A 16,739-nucleotide genomic window follows, 5' to 3' on the forward strand; every position below is an offset into this window, starting at 1 on the left:
ATGACATCCGCGACTTCATCCGCTTCCACTTCCGTCGATTCGCGCAGCGGCGCTCACGCGAACGAACGCGGACGTCTGTCCGGCTTCGCGCTCGGCTTGCCGCCGCGCCCTGCTCTTCTGTCGCGGCGCGCGTGGCAACTGCTGATCGCGTTGATCGTCGCAGTCGGCTTCGGCGTGCCGTTCAGCGCGCTGGTGCTGCCCGAGGCGAGCGCGTTCCATCTGTCCGCGTATGCGATGACACTCGTCGGCAAGCTGATGTGCTATGCGATCGCCGCGCTCGCGCTCGATCTCGTGTGGGGCTACTGCGGCATCCTGAGCCTCGGACACGGGCTCTTCTTCGCGCTCGGCGGCTACGCGATGGGAATGTACCTGATGCGCGCGATCGGCCGCGACGGCAAGTACGGCAGCGATCTGCCCGACTTCATGGTGTTTCTCGACTGGCATCGGCTGCCGTGGTACTGGGAAGGCACGCAGCATCTCGGGTACGCGCTGCTGCTGGTCGTGCTGGTGCCCGCCGTGCTCGCGTGGGTGTTCGGCTTCTTCACGTTCCGCTCGCGCGTGAAGGGCGTGTATCTCTCCATCATCACGCAAGCGATGACCTTCGCCGCGATGCTGCTTTTCTACCGCAACGAAACGGGCTTCGGCGGCAACAACGGCTTCACCGATTTCAAGCGCATCGCAGGCTTTCCGATCACCCATCCCGGCACGCGCACGGTGCTCTTTCTGCTGACATTCGCGGTGCTCGTGCTGTCGTTCATCGGTGCGCGGGCGATCGTCACGTCGAAGCTCGGACGTGTCGTGACGGCCGTGCGCGACGGCGAAACGCGGCTGATGTTTCTCGGCTACAGCCCGCTCGCGTACAAGCTGTTCGTGTGGACGGTATCGGCCGTGCTGTGCGGCATCGCGGGCGCGCTGTACGTGCCGCAGGTCGGCATCATCAATCCCGGCGAGATGTCGCCGGGCAACTCGATCGAAATGGCGATCTGGGTCGCCGTCGGCGGACGCGGCACGCTGATCGGACCGATCGTCGGTGCGTTCGCGGTGAATGGTGCGAAGAGCTTTTTCACGGCTTATTTCGCGGAGTACTGGCTGTTCTTTCTCGGTCTGATTTTCGTGCTGGTGCCGCTGCTGCTGCCGAACGGGATCATGGGACTGATCGAACTCGCGACGCGCACGAGGACCCGCCGATGAGCGAAAACCCGATGGTGCCCGACCTGTCGCTACCCGAAGAGCACGGCGGCCGCGCGTTATCCGGCGTGGCGTCGATGAGCCGCGCGGTGACGCCCGATGCGATCGACGTATCGCACGGCGCGATTCTCTATCTGGAAGACGTGACTGTTTCGTTCGACGGCTTCCGGGCCTTGAATGAACTGTCGCTGTCGATCGACGTCGGCGAATTGCGCTGCATCATCGGCCCGAACGGCGCGGGCAAGACGACGATGATGGACGTCATCACGGGGAAGACTGCGCCCGATTCGGGCAAGGTGTTTCTCGGCCAGACGATCGACCTCACGCGTATGAACGAGCCGTCGATTGCGCGCGCGGGGATTGGGCGGAAGTTTCAGAAGCCGACTGTGTTCGAGCAGCATCCCGTGTGGGAGAACCTCGAACTGGCGATGAAGACCGACAAGCGCTGGCTCGCTTCGCTGCGCGCGCGTCTGGACGGGAGTGCGCAGGCGCGCATCGAGGAGACGTTGTCGCTGATTCGGCTCGAAGGCGAAGCGTTGCGGCCAGCGGGCGAACTATCGCATGGGCAGAAGCAGCGTCTGGAGATCGGCATGCTGTTGATGCAGCAACCGGCACTTCTTTTGCTCGATGAACCTGCGGCTGGCATGACCGATGATGAGACCATGGAGTTGGCTTCTTTGCTCAATCACTTGCGTGGGACTTGTTCGATGATGGTCGTCGAGCATGACATGGAATTTGTTGCCGCTTTGGCGGGTGAAACCGGCAAGGTTACGGTGATGGCCGAGGGACGTGTACTCTCGGATGGGACGCTTGATGAGGTCAAGCGGGATTCGAATGTGGTTGAGAGTTATCTCGGACGCTGATTGTCTGCGACGCTTTTTGTTTTGCTTTTTATGGCTTGCTGCCGGCATCCGCGATTGCGCCTCGCGGCGCGGGCGTTGCCCCTGTGCGGGGCGGCACCTGCTTTTCTTTGCCGCCGCAAAGAAAAGTAGGCAAAAGAAAGCGGGCTAACACCGCCCGCACTTGACCTTTACCCACGGGCTCTCAACGTCCCGATGTTTCTTGCAACTGCGTGCTGGCTTGTGTTCGTTGCCAACGTGCTGGCTAAACGCCTCACCCACTTCATGCACGTGTGGCACTACGAAGGATATCGAAAGTTTTAGCGCCGCATGTCGGTAGTGAATGCAGGTTGCAGTGTCGTACAGGGCGACGTTCTCACCAGCAGCAGCATTGCGTAGCGAGGGTGTCCTGTGCGGTGCGAAAGCCTACACACAGTTTGCCGCAAAGGGGCCGAGGAAATTCGACGTCGCGAGCCGCAACGCGGGTGCATGAAGCAGGTGAGACGTCCAGAAAGTGCGCTGGCAACGCGCATGAGATAGCACGCTGCCGCGCGAAAGATGGGGACGTTGAGAGCCCGTGGGTAATACAGAGCACTGGCGGTGTAAGCGGCTTTCTTTTGCCTACTTTTCTTTGCCGCTGCAAAGAAAAGTAGGTGCCGCCCCGCACAGGGGCAACGCCCGCGCCGCGAGGCGAAATCGCGGATGCCAGCGGCAGGCCATAAAAACCAAAAGCCGTCGCAGACGTAAACAAAAGCCGAAGGCAAAAAGGAAACCCCAAATGCTAGAAGTAGAAAACCTGAACCAGTACTACGGCGGCAGCCACATCCTGAGAGACATAAAGCTCACAGTCCCCGACGGCAAGCTCACCGTCCTGCTAGGCCGAAACGGCGTCGGCAAGACCACCCTGCTGCGATGCCTGATGGGCGTCGTCCCAACAAAAACAGGCGAAATCACATGGCGCGGCGCGCCAATCACGAAGCTCGCCCCGCACGCGCGCGTCGCGCAAGGACTCGCCTACGTCCCGCAAGGCAGAGACATCTTCCCGCGACTGACAGTCGAAGAAAACCTGCTGGTCGGCGCAGCCAGCAGAAAAGCCCCAAAGAAAATCCCGGACAGAATCTATAGCCTCTTCCCGGTGCTCAAAGACATGAGAGCACGACGAGGCGGCGACCTGTCCGGCGGCCAGCAACAACAACTCGCCATCGGCCGCGCGTTGATGAGCGAACCACAACTGCTGATCCTCGACGAACCAACAGAAGGCATTCAACCGTCGATCATCCAGGACATCGGAAGAACATTGCGGCAACTCGTCGAGGAAATGGGCCTCGCGGTACTGCTCGTCGAGCAGTACTACGACTTCGCCAAAGCAATCGCCGACCGCTACTGGGTCATGAGTCGAGGCGAAATCGTCGCGGGCGGCGAAGGCGTCGACATGGATCGCGACGGCGTGCGCAGCCTCATCGCGGTATAACGGCAAAGACCGCTTAGCTGCTATTCTCGCCGCATGTCGCTGCACGAACATCACGCCACGCTCGCCACCGTCGACCCTTCGCACGCCCAATGGCATGCGCGGCTCGAACTCGGCTTCGTCAAACACGGCAGCCGCACGACGCTCGCCCATCGTCGGCACGAAGGGCCGCTGCGGCTGCAACGTCCGCTCTATCCCGAAGGGCCGTCCGTCTGTCACGCGGTGATCGTGCATCCCCCTGGCGGCGTCGCGGGCGGCGATCGGCTCGATATCGACATACGACTCGACGCCGACGCGCACGCCGTGCTCGCGACGCCCGGCGCAACGAAGTGGTACAAGTCCAACGGACGCGCCGCGCAACAGCGCACCGCGATACACGTCGGCGCAAATGCAAAGCTCGACTGGCTGCCGCAGAACAACATCGTGTTTGACGATGCCAACGCTTCGCTCGACTTCTCGCTGACGCTCGACGAAAGCGCGACCGCGCTCGGCTGGGATGCGACGCAACTCGGCAGGCAGGCAGCGGGCGAAACGTGGTCGGCAGGCCATGTGCGTGCGGTGTCGCGCATCGTCGGGCCGGGTGGTGAACTGCTGTGGTTCGAACGCGCGAGGCTCGCCGCCGGCGATCCGTTGCGCGATGCGCCGCAAGGGCTCGCGCGTTTTCCAGCGTTCGGCACGCTGTGGGCGATCAGCCCGCAATGCGATGACGCGCTCGCCGAATCGCTCACGGCCCAACTGCCCTTCGACGACACGATCCGCGCAGCCGCTTCGTGCGTGCGCCCTGGCGTGATGATCGTGCGTGGCGTCGCGAGATCGATGGAAACGCTCCAGCACGCGTTGATTCAATGCTGGATGCAGTTGCGTCCCATCGTCCATCGCGTCGAAGCCGTACCGCTGCGTCTCTGGACGACCTGAGCGAATCTCTCCAGCGCACCAACTTCGAGCGTCGATGTGCTTTCTTGTGGTGCAGACCCATGTGCAAAGTGACGGCAAACCGTTGCGGCATCCATATGGCACCTGCCTTGCACTCGCATGGCATAGCCCTTGCTGCTATTGGCGCCGCGCGATGCCGCATATCCGCCGACACGCACGAGCACGCAAGCACGCCAAACGAGCCCGCCAAAACCACACGCAAAAGACCCTCGCCATCATGATCCAAACGACCGCCCATCGCCCGCGCCGCGCGTGGCTCGCCGCCCTGCTGCTTTCGCCGCTCCTCGCGCTCGCCGCGCCCGTCGCTCATGCCGATGCGCTCGACAACATCACGAAGGCCGGCGTGCTGAAGGTCGCGGTCCCCGAGGACTATCCGCCGTTCGGCTCTGTCGGCCCCGATCTGAAGCCGCAAGGCTATGACATCGACACGGCCGCGCTGCTCGCGAAGTCGATGAACGTGAAGCTCGAACTCGTGCCCGTCAACAGCGCGAACCGCATTCCGTATCTGCAGACCAACAAGGTCGATCTCGTGATCTCGTCGCTGGGCAAGACGCCCGAGCGCGAGAAAGTCATCGACTTTTCGACGGCCTACGCGCCTTACTATCAGGGCGTGTTCGGTCCCGCCGACATCAAGGCGAGCGGCCCCGCCGATCTGACGGGCAAGACGGTCGGCGCGACGCGCGGCGCGCTCGAAGAGATCGCGCTCACACAGATGGCGCCGAACGCGACGATCAAGCGCTTCGAAGACAACAATGCAACCATCTCCGCATTCCTGTCCGGCCAGGTCCAGCTGATCGCGGCAGGCAACATCGTCGCCGCGACGATTCTCGCGAAGAATCCGCCGCGCCGCCCGGAGCCGAAGTTCGTGATCAAGAACTCGCCGTGCTTCGTGGGCCTCAACAAAAACGAGCCGCGCCTGCAGCAAAAAGTCGATGCGGCCATCGCGCAGGCGAGGCACGACGGCACGCTCAATGCGATGTCGAAGAAGTGGTTCGGCACGGCGTTGCCCGCCGATCTGTAAGCGCGGCGTCGGTTGAAGCTGGTATCGTCAAGCGGCCCCAGCGGTATGAAGCGATACAACGAGACACAACGAATGCGATGAAGCTGACTCCACGCGAAAGAGACAAACTCCTGATCTTCACGGCCGCATTGCTCGCCGAGCGGCGACGCGCACGCGGCCTCAAGCTCAACTATCCGGAGACCGTCGCGTTCATCACGGCCGCGCTGATGGAAGCTGCGCGCGACGGCAAGACGGTCGCGGAAGTGATGCACTACGGCACCACGCTCCTCACGCGCGACGACGTGATGGAGGGCGTGCCCGAGATGATCCCCGACATCCAGGTCGAAGCCACCTTTCCCGACGGCACGAAGCTCGTGACCGTCCATCACCCGATCGCGTGACGAGGTGCGCTCATGATCCCAGGCGAACTGATTACCGACGACGGCGAACACGAACTCAACGCGGGCCGCGCAACCATTACGCTCACGGTGTCGAACACGGGCGACCGCCCCGTGCAAGTCGGCTCGCACTATCACTTCTACGAGGTGAACGCGGCGCTGTCGTTCGACCGGGAAGCCGCGCGCGGTTTTCGTCTGAACATCGCGGCGGGCACCGCCGTTCGCTTCGAGCCGGGCCAGGAGCGCACCGTCGAACTCGTCGCGCTGGCGGGCGATCGCATCGTCTATGGCTTCAACGGCAAGGTGATGGGCAAGCTTTGATCTCCTGTCCGTGTCCCGCTTTTGGGGGCACGGCGGGAACATTCCGGAACCTCATAACATGACACTACGCATTGGCCGCCGCGCATACGCGGAAATGTTCGGCCCCACGACGGGCGACCGCGTGCGTCTCGCGGATACGGACCTGTTGATCGAAGTCGAACGCGACTACACGATCTACGGCGAAGAAGTGAAGTTCGGCGGCGGCAAGGTGATTCGCGACGGCATGGGCCAGTCTCAGCGCGTCGCTGCCGACGTCGTCGATACCGTCGTCACGAATGCGCTGATTCTCGATCACTGGGGCATCGTGAAGGCCGATATCGGCATCAAGGGCGGCCGCATCGTTGCGATCGGCAAGGCGGGCAATCCCGACATTCAACCGGGCGTGACGATCGCGATCGGCGCGGCGACGGAAGTGATCGCGGGCGAAGGGATGATCGTGACGGCGGGCGGCATCGATACGCACATTCACTTCATCAGCCCGCAACAGATCGATGAAGCGCTCGCGAGCGGCGTAACGACGATGCTCGGCGGCGGCACGGGGCCGGCGACGGGCACCAACGCGACGACCTGCACGCCGGGACCGTGGCACATCGAGCGCATGCTGCAGGCCGCCGACGGCTATCCGATGAACCTCGGCTTTCTCGGCAAGGGCAACGTGAGCACGCCTGCGCCCGCGCTCGAACAGATCTCAGCGGGCGCGCTCGGCCTGAAGCTGCACGAGGACTGGGGCACGACGCCCGCCGCGATCGACAACTGCCTGTCGGTAGCCGACGACACCGACACGCAGGTTGCGATCCATACCGACACACTGAACGAAGCGGGCTTCGTCGAAGCGACGGTCGCCGCGTTCAAGGGCCGCACGATCCATACGTATCACACGGAAGGCGCGGGCGGCGGCCACGCGCCCGACATCATCAAGGTCTGCGGCGAGGCAAACGTGCTGCCGTCGTCGACGAATCCGACGCGCCCGTACACCATCAACACGCTCGACGAACATCTCGACATGCTGATGGTCTGCCACCACCTCGATCCGTCGATTGCGGAAGACATCGCGTTCGCCGAATCGCGCATCCGGCGCGAGACGATTGCAGCGGAGGACATCCTTCACGATCTCGGCGCGCTGTCGATGCTCTCTTCCGATTCGCAGGCGATGGGACGCGTCGGCGAAGTGATCATCCGCACGTGGCAGACCGCGCACAAGATGAAAGTGCAGCGCGGCGCGCTGCCCGAGGACAACGCGCGCAACGACAACTTTCGCGCGAAGCGCTATGTCGCGAAGTACACGATCAACCCGGCGCTCACGCATGGCATCGCGCATGAAGTCGGTTCGATCGAGCCGGGCAAATGGGCCGACATCGTCTTGTGGGAGCCCGCGTTCTTCGGCATCAAGCCCGCGCTGATCCTGAAGGGCGGCATGATCGCAATGGCGCAGATGGGCGACCCCAACGCGTCGATTCCGACGCCGCAGCCCGTGCATTATCGCGAGATGTTCGGCACGCGCGGCGGCGCATTGGCGCGCACGTCGCTGACGTTCGTATCGCAGATGGCGCTCGATGCGGACATCGCCGGGCGCTATGGCCTCAGCAAGCGTATTGTTGCAGTGAGGAACTGCCGCAACGTGACGAAGGCACACATGATTCACAACGCGTGGCAGCCGTCGATCAGCGTCGATCCCGAGACGTATCAGGTGATCGCAGACGGACAGTTGCTGACCTGCGAGCCCGCAAAAGTCCTGCCGATGGCGCAACGCTATTTCCTGTTCTGACCCGGTGCTCGGCACTTCAGGCCGAGACCAAACTATACTTCCCGCATGCAACGCCTCCAAGCCTTCAAATACGAAGTTATGCCAACCGGCGAACAGCAGCGCAACATGCGCCGCTTCGCAGGGTCGTGTCGCTTCGTGTACAACAAGGCGCTGGCGTTGCACAAGGAACGTCACGAACGGGGCGAGAAGAAGCTGGGTTATGCCGGTCTGTGCAGGTTGCTCACTGAATGGCGTAATTGCGCAGGGACGCCTTGGCTCAGGGATGCGCCAACGCACCCGCTTCAGCAGTCGCTCAAGGATCTGGAGCGCGCCTACACCAACTTCTTTGCCAGGCGGACCGACTTCCCGCGGTTCAAGAAGAAGGGCCAAGGCAACAGCTTCCGCTATCCCGATCCGAAACAGGTCAAGCTCGATCAGGATAACAGCCGCATCTTCCTACCCAAGCTTGGCTGGCTGCGCTATCGGAACAGCCGTGAAGTGCTCGGCGCGGTCAAGCAGGTCACGGTGTCCGCAAGCGGCGGCAAATGGTACGTGAGCATCCAGACCGAGCGCGATGTCGATCAGCCGTTTCCGTAAGTCACCAGCGCAGTCGGTATCGATATGGGCATTACCCGCTTTGCCACGATGAGCGACGGCAATTACCTCGCGCCGCTCAACAGCTTCAGGCGGCACGAGGCCCGACTGCGCCGCGCACAGCGGACCATGAGCCGCAAGACAAAGTTCAGCAGCAACTGGAAGAAGGCGAAAGCCCGCGTCCAGCGCATCCATTCCCGGATCGGCCACGCTCGCCGCGATTACCTGCACAAGGCCACGACAACGATCAGCAAAAACCACGCGATGGTGTATATCGAGAACTTGCAGGTGCGCAACATGTCCCGTTCGGCTGCAGGCAGTAACGACGCTCCGGGCAAGAACGTCCGGGCCAAGTCAGGCCTGAACAAAGCCATTCTTGATCAGGGCTGGTTCGAGTTCCGCCGCCAACTGGATTACAAGCTGGCGTGGAATGGTGGCTGGCTTATCGCCGTACCACCTGCGAACACGAGCCGGACGTGTCCGGTCTGCGGTTACGTGAGTGCGGAAAACCGGCAGACCCAAGCGAGATTCGTCTGCATCGAGTGCGGTTTCGAGGAAAACGCCGATCTGGTCGGCGCGATCAATATTCTGGCGCGAGGACATCGCGTTGCAGCCTGTGGAGAGCCGGTGCAGTCGGACCGCTCCGTGAAGCAGGAACCCACCGAGGCGATCTGAGACACGCATCATCGTTTCAGACGCAGTAGAATCTCCTGCCTTCAGGCAGGTGAGGATGTCAAATGCGGACGATCGACAAACTGCTGGGCGCCCATATCAAACTCGCGCCCGTTCTGATCAAGCGCGCGCCGACGCTGACGCTCGCGTTCGATGCGCGCTGCAGGAGCCGTCTCGCCGCCACGCTCGACGATGGCGAAGAAGTCGCGCTGCTGCTGCCGCGTGGCACGGTGCTGCGCGACGGCGATGTGCTCGTCGCCGACGATGGCGCTCTCGTGCGCATCGTCGCGGCCGCCGAATCGGTGCTGGTCGTGCGCGCCCCCGATGCGCTGACGCTGACACGGGCCGCGTATCACCTCGGCAACCGGCATACGCCCGTGGAAGTGGGCGCGGGTTATCTGAAGCTCGAATACGATCCCGTGCTCGCCGATATGCTGAAGCGTCTGGGCGCATCCGTCGATCATGTCGAGATGCCGTTCCAGCCGGAAACGGGCGCGTATGGCGGCGGGCATCGGCACGGTCACGACGAGACGTTCGCCGAAGACTATGCGATCGCGCAGCAGGTTTATGACGAGCATCACGGGCATGCGCATGCGCACGGTCACGATCACGGTCATGACCATGATCACGGCGATTGCGGTTCGTCGTCGTGCGGTCACGATCATGGTCATCATCATGCGCATCGCTGAACTGACCGCGCTATTGCATCTCGCGTCGCCAGCATTGCCGATCGGCGCGTTCAGCTATTCGCAAGGGCTCGAAGCCGCGATCGAAGCGCAACTGGTCACGGACGCCGACAGCGCACGCGCGTGGATCGAAAGCGGCCTTTCGAACGTGCTCGCGCACGGCGAGCTGCCGTTTCTCGCGCATCAGATCGAACGCTGGCGTGCGCATGATGCCGATGCCTTGACGGCGGGCAATCACGAATTTTTCGCGAGCCGCGAATCGATGGAATTGCGTCGCGAGACGGAACAGATGGGCTGGTCGCTGCGGCAGTTGTGCGCGTCGCTCGAATGGGGCGACGACGAACGCCGCACGACGCTCGCATCGATCACCCCCATCGTGCAGCCGACGGCATTTGCGTTCGCCGCCTTCGCGCACGATGCCGCAACGGATGCCGCGCTCGCCGCCTATGCATTCAGCTGGGTCGAGAACCAGGCAGCGGCGGCGCTGAAGGCCGTGCCGCTCGGACAGCTCGCGGGACAGCGCATCATCGTCGCGCTTCGCGAGCCGATCGACGCAGCCGTCAAACACGCGCTCGCCACTTCGCCCGACGATATCAACACGTTCGCGCCGCAGCTCGGCATTCTGTCGGCGCGTCACGAGTCGCAGTATTCGCGGCTTTTCCGCTCATAGCCTTTCGCTTTTTCGTGATCAGAAACATGAACACACCCCATCCGATGCATCGCACGAAGAAACTGCCGCCGCTGCGTGTGGGCGTCGGCGGCCCTGTTGGTTCGGGCAAGACGACGTTGCTCGAAATGCTCTGCAAGGCGATGCGCGACAAGTACGACCTCGTCGCGATCACGAACGATATCTACACGAAGGAAGACCAGCGTCTGCTGACGGTGGCGGGCGCGCTGCCCGCCGAGCGCATCATGGGCGTGGAGACGGGCGGCTGTCCGCATACGGCCATCCGGGAGGACGCGTCGATCAATCTCGAAGCCGTCGACCGCATGCTGACGCGTTTTCCTGACGCGGACATCGTGTTCATCGAATCGGGCGGCGACAATCTGGCCGCGACGTTCAGCCCCGAGCTGTCGGACCTGACGATCTACGTGATCGACGTCGCGGGCGGCGAGAAGATTCCGCGCAAGGGCGGTCCGGGTATCACGAAGTCGGATCTGCTCGTGATCAACAAGACGGACCTCGCGCCGATGGTGGGCGCGAATCTCGATGTGATGGCATCGGATGCGAAGAAGATGCGCGGCGAGCGGCCATTCGTGATGTGCAATCTGAAGGCGCGCGAGGGGTTGGATCAGGTGATTGGGTTTGTAGAAAAGAAAGGGTTGTTGGGTGTTTGACGTGCGAGTCTGCGCAGCGCGGACAGAGAATTGTGACCGTGCGGGAAAGCAACAAATCCGCGTGATGTGGCGCACATTCGACCTGCGCTACATCACAGGCCGCGCCTGCGGGCATGCGGGATGCTGACAATCGGACGCAGTTCTGAATCCGCTTGGGGGCTGACCGGAACTGCCAGCCGGCACGGACAGCGCCGAACTGCTTCAGAGGCCAGGCGCTTATCAGGACGCCTGGCCACTTTGTCATTCGTCGTCCTCACGCCTTCTGCTCGGGCAGTGTATCGGCTGCATCATATCCATCCCGACCTCCTGTAACGGTGCGTCGATGCTTTCCAATTCGGGCGGCGGCACATCCATCGGGCGCGCTTCGCGCTCTGCGCTTTCGACGTATGTCTTCGCTTTCATGGCTCGACTACTTGCCACGCCAGGTCTGACGTGCGGGTGCTGCAAAAATTTGATCAAGTAAGAGGCAAGACCTATTATGGGTTCCGGTAGACCAACGCTGGTTTCCCTCATAGCGCGCTTCCTACCCGTGGTGGGTTGCCTGCGAACGCAGGTCCTTCAATGAGTCGACTCGTCATTCAGTCGACAGCGGGAGGACGATATGGTGCGCCTCACAAGAAATTCGGCCGATCAAATCCAGCGCCTGCTGGGCCTCACAATATTGCTGGTGTCCTTGATCTTCGATGTAGCGCTTGCGACTACGCCCGGGAAACCGGAGGCGCAGGTCGTGTCCGGTCCCGGTCCGACGGTATCATGCAAGCCTCCTTTTATCACTCGACCGCAGCCAACGCTTCCCAAAGGCTTTACCGAACAGATTCTCTTCAGCGGCTGCCTCAATCAGCCGACCGCGCTAAGCTTCAGTGCAGACATGACGCTCGCGTTCGTTGCGGAAAAGGGGGGCAAGGTCTGGAAATGCGATCTATCGGCGTCAACGTGCACGCAATTGGCCGACCTCGGCAGTGAAGTCTGCAACGACGCGGACCGAGGGCTTCTCGGGCTCGCGGTCGACCCGCTGAACGCACAAAACGTCTACGTGCTTTATACGACGCCTTCCGCTGGGGTGCCATGTACCGGAAACGTTGTTACAGGCGGGCAACTGTCCCGCTTGTCGCCGGTAAATGGGACGGTGACCGAGACCAAAATCCTTCCCGCCAGCACGGCGTCGAGTCAGCCCTGGTGCTTTTACTACACGTCTCATAGCATCGGCGGGTTGGCTTTCGGCTCGGACAATACAACGTTGTACGTCAGCGCGGGCGATGGCGCCAGCTTCGATACGGTCGACTACGGTCAGTTGGATACGGCTTGCGGTGACGGCATGAACCTCCCGCAGGGTGCATTTCGCAGCCTGCAACTGAATTCGCCACCTTACATTGATGGAGTCGTTCTCGCCGTCACGAACTTGAGCGCTGCCACTCCGGGCATAGCAGTCGTGGCAACAGGGTTGCGCAATCCTTTCCGCTTTGCGGTCAATCCCGTCAACCACGATTTGTACATCGGCAATGTAGGCTGGAACGCGTGGGAGTCTATCGATCATCTGAGCAATGCCGGGCAAAACTTTGGCTGGCCGTGCTTCGAAGGATGGGATCCGGCAACCGGCGCGGCGGCATCACAGCTGGATTATCGAAACCCGATGAAAACGGGGAACACAAACTACTGTGCGGGCATGAGCGCGTCTGCACCGTTTTTCGCGTATGCGCATGGAAGTTACGTCACTCCGGCCGACAGCAAGGCGAAGACGTGTGGCGGCAGGCCGTCGGGCGGCGGCCCGGATCAGAACGGCAGTGTCATATCGGCCGTCGGGTTCACGGATAACAGCAGCACGACCTATCCGGCCATCTATAAAAACGCACTGTACTTCGGCGATTACCTGCGCAAATGCATCTGGATGATTCAGATGCCGCCGCCGAACAATACGTCCCTGCCACAGCCACAGTCGTTTGCCAAAGGCCTTCAGGGCGGAGCGGTGGACTTGAAGGCCGGTCCGAATGGCGATCTGTTTTACGTGGATCTGGTCACGAGCACCATTCGCCGAATTACGCATCAGTAGTTCGCGGGTACTGGGAAAACTCAGGTGGAGCGCGTATCCATACCCTTCCGAAAGGACGTGTACACGAAGCCGGCGCGGAGAGCGATTGACAGCCATTGAACATCGCTGGCAGCCCATAAAGTGGGCTTGCAAATGAGCCGGGCCGCGCATGCCAGGCAGTGTTTGTTCGGCTGATTCGCGAACAAAACCTGGTGCCAGATTGCACGGCAGGTCCTTCATATCCGTCTTCTCGAAAACTCGTCCACTACGGTTCCCGGGGCAATTATGCGAATGCTTCCGGGCCGATTGTCGGCGCGGAAAACTATCATCTAGCACCCATTATGTGAAAGATTTCTCATTTCGTTGCACTGGGGCGTCTTATGATCGTGTCGAAACGCACGGGATCGATTTATACCTTGTAATCATATAACAGGGTATAAGGCTTTGACGCGTCGCTACTTATACCCTACGATGAAATACTCAGGTATAAGGAGGAACGGCGATATGGCCAGCTTCCATAACGAAGCTCTGCAAACCCTGTATGCCTCTGTCACCGAACGGGCCAGTGCACAACCGATTGTTCCGTTGCATTCTCCCGGTTCGGCAGCTCAAAAGACCGTCGACGGAAAAACCTACACCTACTGGAGGGTGTATCTCGCTTCGGGAAAGCACAGGGAAACCTCACTGGGCCGTACTGGCGAACCGGCCACCGACGCGGCGCTTGAGGCGAAAATGCTTGAGAGCGCGGAAATGCGCTCGCTCGCGGCAGACGCCCAGATTTTGCGTAAGGCAGGCTTCGCTGCTGCCGACAACTCAGCAGCGCTAACCATCGCAACGCTCTTTAATGCCGGCATCTTCAGCCACGGCGGGGTGCTTGTCGGCTCTCACGCCTTTGGCGCGCTCCTGAACGGTCTCGGCGTTCGCCTGCCCGCGAACTACAGGACCGAGGACATCGACATCGGAAGCACGGGTTCTATTACGGTGGCGATCCCGGAAGACCGCAGCTTTCTCGATATCCTGTGTGACATAGGCATTCCCTTTCTCGAGGTGCCGGAACTGGATTCGCGAAAGCCATCAACCTCGTTCAAGGCGCGAGGCCAGCCCCTAAAGGTCGACTTGCTCGTGCCGGGCACCGAAGCTTATGAGACGAAACCCCTGCCGCAGCTGCGCGCACACGCGACTGGGCTCCCGTACTTCGGATATCTGGTCTCGAATCCGGCGCGCGGCTTCGTCCTCGGGAAGGAACATGTCGTCCCGGTAATGCTGCCGGACCCCGCGAGGTTTGCTCTCCACAAGCTTGTCGTGAGCACACTTCGCGACCCGTCGCGCGCCGTTAAGGCAGAGAAGGACCAACGGCAAGCCGCAACGCTGATTGATGCACTGACGGAGCGGTTTCCAGACTGGTTGACGGCTGCTGCCGATGAACTGGAGAAGGCTGCACGAACACGAGTCAGGGCGGCGGCCGCCCAAATCCTAACTCTTGTACCCAACCTGTCAGAGCGTGCTCGGGACTTTCTGGCTGATTTGGGCGCAGAGACGTAGACCTGACTCATTGCTCGCCTGACACGATTAACCTCACGCCAACGGGCGGCGCTTCGACGGCTTTTGTACGCCCGCACAAGAGCTGCACCGGTCCATCATCCGCGGCTAGGGTTACCGCCGACATCGGCTTTGCAAGTACGAGAAGAGATATCCGTGGACCCACGGACTCCATGTCGAAGACGTGGGTTCCGGGATCTTCCTTTCGCCATGCGCTTTCCTTGTCGTGGGCATCGTTGTGGTCCCGGGCTTTTCGCTCGACAGGGACGCAGGATATCGGATAAAGAGCCCGCAGAACGCGCGCAAGACGCGCTTGTTGCCGGTGATTCAGGGGCCGCTCCAGTGACCGCGAAGGCGTGAACTAGCGCGCGTCATCGTCAACTGTTCAACTTTGGCACGGCAAGCCGGACCAACAGGCACGCCGGGTCGGTCGGGCAAGACGACTCTGCTCGAAATGCTCTGCAAGGCGATGTGCGACAAGTACGACCTCGTGGCGATTACGAACGATATCTACACGAAGGAAGACCAGCGTCGGCTGACGGTAGCGGGCGCACTGCCCGCCGAACGCATCATGGGCGCGGCGTTATGGCATCACACACTCAGTGACCCCTTCGTCAGCGGTCTGAGAAAGGATTATTACGTTGATCGGAAACGTCTCGTCCGAATTCGTGGCGTGACACGGAGCTTGCAACGCCGTTGATTATTGTCGTTTGCTCATCGGTTAGCGAGGATTCGATGTTTAATCTCAAACCTTCTATTTCACGGAGAGCCACGCAGCGACTTTCTCTATGCACTTGTCAAATTCGCCGTAATCAATTGCCGGCGAAATGACTCCCGGCATGACGTTGCCTTCCAGCTCGTCAGATTCACTCGATTGCCGCCATGGGCGGTCAGCGATGCGGTTCTTGCCTATCTCGTCACTGGTTATTCGAAGGCTTTCAAAGTGATCCGATGATGCAATTCCAGCCCTTTCCGCAATCCACGATAGTCGTGTCGAATCTCGGTCAGCGCCTCGATCTGTCCCACCTTCTTTAGCAGCCTCGTATCGCTCGCGAATGCCGCATGAGCAATTGGGAAAGCGATACCAACAAAGTCGTGATACATATCCTCGCGTCCACTCGCAGCAGCTCAAGAATCTGGATAGCAGTCAGTCAAAAAGGCCATCATCTCCGCAGCGTCTTTCGACACATAAAAGCGCACCATCTTTTCGTTGAAGTCATTCGCGCGCTGCGCCGGCACGCTGATCGCGTCCAGACCATTTGACATCAGCACGCCGTTCATCATGAAGCGCGAAGTACGCTTGTTGCCATCGAAGAAAAACTGCTGCAATGCGCCGAACAGAAAGAACGCGCAGCCGCGTTCGTAAGCGTCGGGTACCTGTTCGACAAGAGCTCGCGTTCCCGCGGCGAATACACGATTCAACTCGGGCGCGCCTGGAACCGTCGGCAGCGGCGTATAACGCCCCTTCTCGCCGAGGCCGACGTCAGGCGTATAGTGCACCTCTTCTCCTTCGCCACGAAACACGCCCCATTCGAGCGCTTCGTTACGCGCGACGATGCGATGCAAGTTACAAAACGTGAGTTTGTCCAGTGCGAAGCGCCCATTCTGGACAAGCGAAAGCAGATGCTTCGAACTTTCGGCCAGATTCAACACCTGCTCCTGATCCGAAACCTTGCGGCCACCTACCGTCACGCCGTCGAGCAATGTCTTGACTTCCGGGTACGTGAACGGATTTCCCTCCAGTACGCTCGCATCCCACACGAATTCCGGCAGCATTCGATGAAAGCGGAAGCAGACGCGCTTGATCGAGTGCGTCGGCAGATCGCGAGGAACGGCGGCCCTATCCCACTGGAATCCAAGGTCTGTAAAAAGCGTCATGTCGGTGATGTCGAATGAAGCGCGTCGAGTTCAGCAAACACGCTTTCCATACAAGAGTAGCTGCAGAATATACGAATTAGTGCCACGTCCGAACCGCAATTGCGCGCCTGACCTC

At 61.0% G+C, this 16,739-nt stretch carries 16 protein-coding genes and 2 pseudogenes; 15 read left to right on the forward strand and 3 right to left on the reverse strand.

Features of this window, described 5'->3' with window-relative positions:
- From urtC to ureG, 12 genes and pseudogenes are all read left to right on the forward strand, one after another.
- A complete protein-coding gene (gene urtC, locus BMW76_RS08175; protein WP_090864631.1) occupies positions 1-1,191 on the forward strand; it encodes an urea ABC transporter permease subunit UrtC in 1,191 nt (396 codons plus the stop codon).
- Positions 1,188-2,051: an urea ABC transporter ATP-binding protein UrtD gene (gene urtD, locus BMW76_RS08180; protein ID WP_090864632.1), complete on the forward strand. Its 864-nt coding sequence runs from the start codon at positions 1,188-1,190 to the stop codon at positions 2,049-2,051. The genes urtC and urtD overlap by 4 nt, the downstream gene beginning before the upstream one ends.
- 754 nt (positions 2,052-2,805) lie before the next feature.
- Positions 2,806-3,498: an urea ABC transporter ATP-binding subunit UrtE gene (urtE, locus tag BMW76_RS08185; protein WP_090864633.1), complete on the forward strand. Its 693-nt coding sequence runs from the start codon at positions 2,806-2,808 to the stop codon at positions 3,496-3,498.
- A 33-nt stretch (positions 3,499-3,531) separates the two neighbouring features.
- Positions 3,532-4,410, forward strand: a complete 879-nt coding sequence (locus BMW76_RS08190) for an urease accessory protein UreD (protein ID WP_090864634.1) — start codon at positions 3,532-3,534, stop codon at positions 4,408-4,410.
- A 235-nt stretch (positions 4,411-4,645) separates the two neighbouring features.
- Positions 4,646-5,449 (forward strand): transporter substrate-binding domain-containing protein, encoded by an 804-nt coding sequence (locus BMW76_RS08195; protein ID WP_090864635.1) that lies wholly within the window; start codon positions 4,646-4,648, stop codon positions 5,447-5,449.
- A gap of 77 nt (positions 5,450-5,526) precedes the next feature.
- The gene (gene ureA, locus BMW76_RS08200) at positions 5,527-5,829 is read left to right on the forward strand and encodes an urease subunit gamma (protein WP_090864636.1); all 303 of its coding nucleotides are present in this window, start codon (positions 5,527-5,529) and stop codon (positions 5,827-5,829) included.
- A gap of 12 nt (positions 5,830-5,841) precedes the next feature.
- The gene (locus BMW76_RS08205; RefSeq protein ID WP_090864637.1) at positions 5,842-6,147 is read left to right on the forward strand and encodes an urease subunit beta; all 306 of its coding nucleotides are present in this window, start codon (positions 5,842-5,844) and stop codon (positions 6,145-6,147) included.
- Between the two features lie 58 nt (positions 6,148-6,205).
- A complete protein-coding gene (gene ureC / locus BMW76_RS08210) occupies positions 6,206-7,912 on the forward strand; it encodes an urease subunit alpha (RefSeq protein WP_090864638.1) in 1,707 nt (568 codons plus the stop codon).
- A 45-nt stretch (positions 7,913-7,957) separates the two neighbouring features.
- A pseudogene (locus BMW76_RS08215) lies at positions 7,958-9,160 on the forward strand (RNA-guided endonuclease InsQ/TnpB family protein).
- A gap of 62 nt (positions 9,161-9,222) precedes the next feature.
- A complete protein-coding gene (gene ureE / locus BMW76_RS08220; RefSeq protein ID WP_090864639.1) occupies positions 9,223-9,846 on the forward strand; it encodes an urease accessory protein UreE in 624 nt (207 codons plus the stop codon).
- Positions 9,833-10,513, forward strand: a complete 681-nt coding sequence (locus tag BMW76_RS08225; protein WP_090864681.1) for an urease accessory protein UreF — start codon at positions 9,833-9,835, stop codon at positions 10,511-10,513. Before ureE ends, BMW76_RS08225 begins: the two co-directional genes overlap by 14 nt.
- A 26-nt stretch (positions 10,514-10,539) precedes the next feature.
- Positions 10,540-11,181, forward strand: a complete 642-nt coding sequence (gene ureG, locus BMW76_RS08230; RefSeq protein WP_090864640.1) for an urease accessory protein UreG — start codon at positions 10,540-10,542, stop codon at positions 11,179-11,181.
- A 240-nt stretch (positions 11,182-11,421) separates the two neighbouring features.
- On the opposite strand, the gene BMW76_RS41040 is transcribed toward ureG, so the two are convergent.
- On the reverse strand, positions 11,422-11,583 hold the full coding sequence (locus BMW76_RS41040) for a hypothetical protein (RefSeq protein ID WP_177200331.1): 162 nt from the start codon (positions 11,581-11,583) through the stop codon (positions 11,422-11,424).
- A 199-nt stretch (positions 11,584-11,782) separates the two neighbouring features.
- Here BMW76_RS41040 and BMW76_RS08240 point away from each other — a divergent pair, with 199 nt between their 5' ends.
- The 3 genes and pseudogenes from BMW76_RS08240 to BMW76_RS08250 form a co-directional block, all read left to right on the forward strand.
- Complete coding sequence (locus BMW76_RS08240) at positions 11,783-13,228, forward strand: PQQ-dependent sugar dehydrogenase (RefSeq protein WP_090864642.1); 1,446 nt, start codon at positions 11,783-11,785, stop codon at positions 13,226-13,228.
- A gap of 483 nt (positions 13,229-13,711) precedes the next feature.
- Complete coding sequence (locus BMW76_RS08245; protein ID WP_090864643.1) at positions 13,712-14,749, forward strand: GSU2403 family nucleotidyltransferase fold protein; 1,038 nt, start codon at positions 13,712-13,714, stop codon at positions 14,747-14,749.
- A gap of 370 nt (positions 14,750-15,119) precedes the next feature.
- A pseudogene (locus BMW76_RS08250) lies at positions 15,120-15,323 on the forward strand (GTP-binding protein); the annotation flags it as partial.
- 347 nt (positions 15,324-15,670) lie between these two features.
- On the opposite strand, the gene BMW76_RS08255 reads toward BMW76_RS08250, so the two are convergent.
- Positions 15,671-15,850: a hypothetical protein gene (locus BMW76_RS08255; RefSeq protein ID WP_090864644.1), complete on the reverse strand. Its 180-nt coding sequence runs from the start codon at positions 15,848-15,850 to the stop codon at positions 15,671-15,673.
- Positions 15,851-15,874: 24 nt separating this feature from the next.
- Positions 15,875-16,624 (reverse strand): Fic family protein, encoded by a 750-nt coding sequence (locus tag BMW76_RS08260; protein WP_090864645.1) that lies wholly within the window; start codon positions 16,622-16,624, stop codon positions 15,875-15,877.
- Positions 16,625-16,739 lie beyond the last annotated feature (115 nt).

Origin of the sequence: Paraburkholderia diazotrophica (assembly GCF_900108945.1) — a bacterium.
GTDB classification, from domain to species: Bacteria; Pseudomonadota; Gammaproteobacteria; order Burkholderiales; family Burkholderiaceae; genus Paraburkholderia; species Paraburkholderia diazotrophica.

What these genes read in the sequence shown, in the direction of transcription:
- urtC (WP_090864631.1), top strand. Translation starts at nt 1, where the DNA reads ATGACATCCGCGACTTCATCCGCTTCCACTTCCGTCGATTCGCGCAGC.
- urtD (WP_090864632.1), top strand. Translation starts at nt 1,188, where the DNA reads ATGAGCGAAAACCCGATGGTGCCCGACCTGTCGCTACCCGAAGAGCAC.
- urtE (WP_090864633.1), top strand. Translation starts at nt 2,806, where the DNA reads ATGCTAGAAGTAGAAAACCTGAACCAGTACTACGGCGGCAGCCACATC.
- BMW76_RS08190 (WP_090864634.1), top strand. Translation starts at nt 3,532, where the DNA reads ATGTCGCTGCACGAACATCACGCCACGCTCGCCACCGTCGACCCTTCG.
- BMW76_RS08195 (WP_090864635.1), top strand. Translation starts at nt 4,646, where the DNA reads ATGATCCAAACGACCGCCCATCGCCCGCGCCGCGCGTGGCTCGCCGCC.
- ureA (WP_090864636.1), top strand. Translation starts at nt 5,527, where the DNA reads ATGAAGCTGACTCCACGCGAAAGAGACAAACTCCTGATCTTCACGGCC.
- BMW76_RS08205 (WP_090864637.1), top strand. Translation starts at nt 5,842, where the DNA reads ATGATCCCAGGCGAACTGATTACCGACGACGGCGAACACGAACTCAAC.
- ureC (WP_090864638.1), top strand. Translation starts at nt 6,206, where the DNA reads ATGACACTACGCATTGGCCGCCGCGCATACGCGGAAATGTTCGGCCCC.
- ureE (WP_090864639.1), top strand. Translation starts at nt 9,223, where the DNA reads ATGCGGACGATCGACAAACTGCTGGGCGCCCATATCAAACTCGCGCCC.
- BMW76_RS08225 (WP_090864681.1), top strand. Translation starts at nt 9,833, where the DNA reads ATGCGCATCGCTGAACTGACCGCGCTATTGCATCTCGCGTCGCCAGCA.
- ureG (WP_090864640.1), top strand. Translation starts at nt 10,540, where the DNA reads ATGAACACACCCCATCCGATGCATCGCACGAAGAAACTGCCGCCGCTG.
- BMW76_RS41040 (WP_177200331.1), bottom strand. Translation starts at nt 11,583, where the DNA reads ATGAAAGCGAAGACATACGTCGAAAGCGCAGAGCGCGAAGCGCGCCCG.
- BMW76_RS08240 (WP_090864642.1), top strand. Translation starts at nt 11,783, where the DNA reads ATGGTGCGCCTCACAAGAAATTCGGCCGATCAAATCCAGCGCCTGCTG.
- BMW76_RS08245 (WP_090864643.1), top strand. Translation starts at nt 13,712, where the DNA reads ATGGCCAGCTTCCATAACGAAGCTCTGCAAACCCTGTATGCCTCTGTC.
- BMW76_RS08255 (WP_090864644.1), bottom strand. Translation starts at nt 15,850, where the DNA reads ATGTATCACGACTTTGTTGGTATCGCTTTCCCAATTGCTCATGCGGCA.
- BMW76_RS08260 (WP_090864645.1), bottom strand. Translation starts at nt 16,624, where the DNA reads ATGACGCTTTTTACAGACCTTGGATTCCAGTGGGATAGGGCCGCCGTT.